We start from the raw sequence: 4,786 nt of genomic DNA on the forward strand, positions 1-4,786 counted from the left end.
GCCTCTTCTGAAGCTTTTTAGAAAAAGCTTCACCAAAAACCTTTGTTCTTTCAGAATGTTATTGAGCCTGACTATATTACGCAGCCTCTAAAAAAGAGAGTGCATTTCAAGGCTTTATGAACAAAGTCTCGCAAAGAGATTTTGTCATTCCAGTCAGGTGCCGGCAACTATCTTTTCAACCGGGCGTGTGGGTAGGCACAGGCCATGCCTCCGCACCTTACAGGCCGGGCTTGAGCACATATCCCTTGCCACGTACGGTCTGGAGGAAGCGCGGCTCCCTTGGGTCGGGTTCGATCCGGCGGCGCAGGCGCGTGACCTGCACGTCAACGGCACGTTCGCCGATTTCATCCATTTCCAGCGTTTGTGCGATTTCATGGCGCGAGAGGACTTCGTTGGGATGGCGCGCCAGCACCGCAAGCAGCGCGGATTCGCCGCCCGTCAGGTGGACGATTCCGTCCTGTCCGCTCAGCAGGCTGCGGGCGGGATCGAACTCCAGTTCACCAAGCCGCACGATGCGCAGGTTATTGGTGGGTGGCGGCGGGGCAAAGCGACGCAGGTGCGCCTTGAGCCGTAACAGCAGTTCACGTGGTTCAAAAGGCTTGCCAAGATAATCATCGGCCCCGGCCTCCAGCCCGATGATACGGTCTTCCGGCTCCCCGCGTGCGGTCAGCAGCAGGATGGGAAAATCCAGCCCTTCGTTACGCAGTTCGCGTGTCAGTTCCAGCCCGTTTTCACCCGGCATTGTGATGTCGAGCACAAGGGCGTCAGGCTGCATGAAGCCAAGGACCTGTCGTGCTTCATGCGCGGAGGCCGCGGCACTGACGCGGAATCCCTGTTCGGTAAGGTAACGTTGCAGCAGGCGGCGCAGGCGCGGGTCGTCATCGACCACGACGATATGGGCGTCCATACCAGCCGGTTCGCGTGTCTGTGCGGTGGGGGATGCAGGGCGGGGGGACCTGTTCATTCACGGCTCCGTTGTGTCTGAGCGGGTGCTTTGTCATCGCGATGGCGCGCCATATTCTGTGATTCCTCAATCAGGCCGCGCATGACCTTGCGGAATCCTTCGACCGCCGGACCACCCGCGTCGCGATATACCCGCAACAGGACATCACGCTGCCGTTCGAACAAACGGCGTTCCATTTCGTATCCTGCGTCGGTCAGGCGCAGCAGGCGCATGCGCCGGTCACGGGTGCTGGCGCGTTGGTGAAGCAGCCCGCGACGCACAAGGTCGTTGAGGGCACGCGCCATGCTTTGCTTGGTAATCGACAGAATGTCCAGCAGGGCGCCGACGGAAATATCCGGTTCGTTTTTCACGAATTGCAGGATTCGCTGGTGCGCATGTCCGATCTGCATCTCCTCCAGCAGGGGATCAAGCAGCCCTGCGAACCCGCGACAGGCCTGCGTCATCAGCATCTGTGCCTGACGCATGTCCTCGTCGCGCAGGAACAGGAGTTCCACGCCTGCGCGCGGGCGTATCGGCCGGGCCGGTGGCAAGGGGGGGCGACGTTCTGTCAAGGGCAGGTGCTGCGGGCCAATGGGGGGATCAGAACGGACGTCCCATCAGGCGGTTCTTCAGCCGTGTGATCCGGGCGATATCGGCCAGACGACGGTCCAGGAATTCCTCCACCGTCGCCATGTTGCCGCCCCGCGCCAGCCAGAACAGCAGCGTTGAGACATAGATTCCCGTCAGCGATGCGCGCTTGGTCAGGTAGGTCACGCCCTGCGAATCGTCCCCTGCGGCGGCCCAGATGGCGTTGACGCTACGCGCAAGGCTGCGTGCAAGCAGGCGTGCGTGCCCCGGCACCATCAGCACCGACAGGGCGTGGCGCACGGCAGGGCGATAGCCACTGGCATCGTGCAGGCGAAACATGATGGCGGCACGCACCCTGCGGCTGAGCTTGCGGGAATGGAAACCGTGGGCGGCGGCCTGCATGTCACGGTCGGCCAGGTCGAAATAGGCTTCAGCCACCTCGGCGATCCCGCCGGGGAACAGCAGGTCGGCATCGTCGCCCGCGACCTGCCGTACTGTGGCCATGGACCATTCGCGTTGTCCCGCGCCCTGCATCATCCGGCGCAGGGCGGCGTCACGCGCGGGGGAGTGATCGAGGGCAGGTGGCAGCAGGCATGATGCGGCCGATGCCGTGAGGAAGGACCCGATCATGCCTGTTCTTCTCCGTAACGTGCCATTTCAGTGTCAAACCCCATCTTCGCCAGATCGTTCATCCGCATCGGATATAATATGCCGTTCAGGTGATCATATTCATGTTGCATCACATTCGCCAGAAATCCCGATGCCGTGCCTTTCACCTGCCGCCCCTGTGCATCGTATCCGTGATAGGCGACGCGGGTGTGGCGGGGAACCCATCCGCGCAGGCCCGGAATCGACAGGCATCCCTCCAGCCGCAGGACCGTTTCTTCCCCGATCGGTGTAAGATGGGGGTTGATCAGGACCTGTGGGCCGCAGGGCTGGTCATCGGGTGCGCCGCTGCTGCGGGTGTCAGGCACGCGATAGACGAACACCCTGCATGAACGGTGTACCTGTGGCGCGGCAAGGCCCACGCCACCGGCGTCTTCCATCGTTTCGATCATGTCCGCCACCAGATGTACGATGTCGGGGGCGGTGGGGTCCGTGACCGCGTCCGCACGACGCAGCAGCACGGGATGCCCCATCCGGGCGATCTTGAGCAGGGTCATGGAAGGTTTGAGTCCTTTCGCATCTGGCCATTTCTCATCCGGCCGTTTGTATCCGGTCATGTGTATCTGGCATGAAAGCGCGTCATCTGCGTTGCGTGCATGGGACGGTCGTGAAATAACCTGCCCCGGCACAGTGTAAAAGCACCGGAAAGATTTGTGTTGCCGGATCGGGCTGTGATATAGGTGCGGCCCGTTTGGGAATCGCACGCAGGGAATGACCTCGGGCGGTCATCCCCCATTACAGATACCCATCGCCGCCGGCGCAAGTGACGGCTTAAAGCAGGAGTTGACGACCCAGTGCAGGTTCTCGTTCGTGATAATAACGTCGATCAGGCTCTCAAGGCCCTCAAGAAGAAGATGCAGCGCGAAGGCATCTTCCGGGAAATGAAGCTGCGTCGGCACTATGAAAAGCCGTCTGAACGCAAGGCGCGTGAAGCTGCTGAAGCCGTGCGCCGTGCGCGCAAGATGGAGCGCAAGCGTCTGGAACGCGAAGGGTTCTGATCTGGTCTTCAGATACCGGGCATCGCCCGTGGGAAAAGCCGGCTTCCGCATGGGGTCGGCTTTTTTTATGCCGTGCCGCCAACGGATCGTGGGATGATCCATGACGCCGCCGCCTGATCCCCTGTCATCGGTCAATGGCCCGTCCATGGGCGCGCGACATCTGGACAGGCTTGTCCGGCGTGTGCTGCCGCGTTCGCTGTTGGGGCGGATGTTGCTGATCGGGTTCATTCCCCTGCTGGTGACGCAGGGGATCTCGCTCGAACTATTTTATGGCAATTACCTCAAGATCGTTTCGCGGCGGCTATCGGCTGGTGTGGTGAACAACATCGCCATGACCATCGACGTCATGGAACGCTATCCCGCGCCATCGGACCGCGCCTGGATCCTGCGGGATGTGCATGAACGCGCGCAGCTTCATATGAGCTGGCGCGAAGGGGACAGCCTGCAGCGCGTGGGATCAAACCATGTGCTGGGCCCGGTGGATGATGACCTTGTGCGTGACCTGCGCGTCGCGCTCGGGCGGCCTGCCTTCGTGGATTGGAAAAGTGATCGCCGTATCGTATCGGTCTTCATCCAGATGCCCGATGGCGTCCTGCGCGTCGATACCCCGCGCAAGCGATTGGATGTCGCACCGGTGTGGCTGTTTGTCGCCTGGGCAACGGGCAGCGCGCTTGTGCTGTTCTGTATCGCGGCGTTCTTCATGCGCAATCAGGTGCGTGCCATACGGCGTCTGGCGCGGGCGGCGGAACTGTTTGGCCTGGGGCGTGACATCGACCCGATCCACCCCGAAGGCGCGCAGGAAATCCGCAAGGCGGCGGTGGCCTTCAACCGCATGCGTGACCGCATCTTCCGTTTTGTTGAACAAAGGACATCCGTTCTGGCGGGGGTATCGCATGACCTGCGCACGCCGCTGACACGCCTGCGCCTGACATTGGCGATGATGCCGCGACAGGGGCAGGTCCGGGCTGAAGACCTGCAACCCGATATCGAGGACATGGTGGCCGATATCGGGGAGATGGAACATATGATCGAGGGATATCTCTCCTTCGCCCGGGGCGAGGGGGCGGAGGTTCCGTCGATGGTCGATGTGGGGGAACTGCTGACCGAGGTTGCGGTGGCGGCCCGTCGTGCCGGGGCGGGCGATATCAGTGTCCATGTTGCGCGCCCGTTGGGTATCGTGGTGCGGCTGGCGGCATTCCGGCGTGTGTTGTCGAACATCGTCGAAAATGCACGCCGCCACGCCAATCGCATCTGGCTCAGTGCGCGCAAGAAGCGTAACGCCACCGTCATTTATGTTGATGATGACGGATGTGGGATTGACGAATCCCGGCGTGAGAGCGTGTTTCGCCCCTTTGAAAGCGGGCGTGACGGGGGAACAGGGCTTGGCCTTGCCATCGCGCGCGATATCATCCACGCCCATGGGGGGGAAATCCGCCTTGAAAGCAGCCCGTCCGGTGGCCTGCGTGTCCGGATCATCATCCCGGACTGATCGGGGCCAAGGGGCGCGTGTTCCAGATGATCTCTTGGAGAGTGTTTGAAATCAACTCATTGATAAAAACAGGAAAAGTTTTTGGGTGCCGCCTTTTTTCAA

The 4,786-nt window shown here is 61.4% G+C and carries 6 protein-coding genes; 2 read left to right on the forward strand and 4 right to left on the reverse strand.

What is annotated here, in order from left to right:
• Positions 1 to 217: 217 nt before the first annotated feature.
• The 4 genes from B7G66_RS15240 to def are packed head-to-tail and all read right to left on the reverse strand — an operon-like array spanning position 218 to position 2,694.
• Positions 218 to 907, reverse strand: a complete 690-nt coding sequence (locus tag B7G66_RS15240; protein WP_040512102.1) for a response regulator — start codon at positions 905 to 907, stop codon at positions 218 to 220.
• A 53-nt stretch (positions 908 to 960) separates the two neighbouring features.
• Complete coding sequence (locus B7G66_RS15245) at positions 961 to 1,515, reverse strand: MarR family transcriptional regulator (protein WP_307723140.1); 555 nt, start codon at positions 1,513 to 1,515, stop codon at positions 961 to 963.
• Positions 1,516 to 1,543: 28 nt separating this feature from the next.
• The gene (locus B7G66_RS15250; RefSeq protein ID WP_003620822.1) at positions 1,544 to 2,161 is read right to left on the reverse strand and encodes a COQ9 family protein; all 618 of its coding nucleotides are present in this window, start codon (positions 2,159 to 2,161) and stop codon (positions 1,544 to 1,546) included.
• Positions 2,158 to 2,694 (reverse strand): peptide deformylase, encoded by a 537-nt coding sequence (gene def, locus B7G66_RS15255; protein ID WP_003620820.1) that lies wholly within the window; start codon positions 2,692 to 2,694, stop codon positions 2,158 to 2,160. Before def ends, B7G66_RS15250 begins: the two co-directional genes overlap by 4 nt.
• A 297-nt stretch (positions 2,695 to 2,991) precedes the next feature.
• Here def and rpsU point away from each other — a divergent pair, with 297 nt between their 5' ends.
• Both rpsU and B7G66_RS15265 read left to right on the forward strand, forming a co-directional pair.
• Positions 2,992 to 3,195, forward strand: a complete 204-nt coding sequence (gene rpsU, locus B7G66_RS15260; RefSeq protein ID WP_010506446.1) for a 30S ribosomal protein S21 — start codon at positions 2,992 to 2,994, stop codon at positions 3,193 to 3,195.
• 100 nt (positions 3,196 to 3,295) lie between these two features.
• A complete protein-coding gene (locus B7G66_RS15265; RefSeq protein ID WP_003620814.1) occupies positions 3,296 to 4,684 on the forward strand; it encodes an ATP-binding protein in 1,389 nt (462 codons plus the stop codon).
• Positions 4,685 to 4,786: the final 102 nt, after the last annotated feature.

This window comes from Novacetimonas hansenii JCM 7643, from assembly GCF_000964405.1.
Classification (GTDB): Bacteria; Pseudomonadota; Alphaproteobacteria; order Acetobacterales; family Acetobacteraceae; genus Novacetimonas; species Novacetimonas hansenii.

What these genes read in the sequence shown, in the direction of transcription:
- B7G66_RS15240 (WP_040512102.1), bottom strand. Translation starts at nt 907, where the DNA reads ATGGACGCCCATATCGTCGTGGTCGATGACGACCCGCGCCTGCGCCGC.
- B7G66_RS15250 (WP_003620822.1), bottom strand. Translation starts at nt 2,161, where the DNA reads ATGATCGGGTCCTTCCTCACGGCATCGGCCGCATCATGCCTGCTGCCA.
- def (WP_003620820.1), bottom strand. Translation starts at nt 2,694, where the DNA reads ATGACCCTGCTCAAGATCGCCCGGATGGGGCATCCCGTGCTGCTGCGT.
- B7G66_RS15265 (WP_003620814.1), top strand. Translation starts at nt 3,296, where the DNA reads ATGACGCCGCCGCCTGATCCCCTGTCATCGGTCAATGGCCCGTCCATG.